This window comes from Vibrio sp. 10N.261.51.C6 (assembly GCF_041471785.1).
GTDB lineage: Bacteria > Pseudomonadota > Gammaproteobacteria > Enterobacterales > Vibrionaceae > Vibrio > Vibrio crassostreae_C.
The window spans coordinates 1-386 of sequence record NZ_JBFRPB010000106.1 but is presented as its reverse complement, the minus strand read 5'-3'; the positions used below and the strand labels follow the sequence as shown (position 1 = coordinate 386).

Sequence of the window (386 nt, the reverse complement as noted above, 5' to 3'; positions counted from 1 at the left end):
TCGTTATCGGAGTCACTAGACGTCACCACGATCGATTTCACGATGTCTTCGTTCAGCGTGTGGTCTAGATTACGATTAGGCTCAAAGCGCACTTCACCTTGAAGCGTGATGAATAGTTCACCTTCTGTGAAGCTAAACAGCTGCTCGCCGTTATCATTTTGGTCAAGCGTTCGAAGTTGGCCATCATAAGTGAATTGCGTCACCGTTGCGCCATCAGCACTTTGACTTGGCATCACATCAATGGTGGTGGTTGTCACAATGCCATCGGCAAGATTTGGCTCGACGATATCTAACGTATCATCTTGCATGATTTGAACATCATCGCCGATAGTGACGCTTAACGGAGACATCAGTGAATCATCGCCATCACTGTCTACCGCATAAAC

Annotated in this window: 1 protein-coding gene; it reads right to left on the bottom strand. The window is 46.9% G+C overall.

What is annotated here, in order from left to right:
* Positions 1 to 386, bottom strand: a 386-nt coding sequence (locus tag AB4375_RS21140; protein WP_372052471.1) for a hypothetical protein, incomplete at both ends; no start/stop codon positions are given.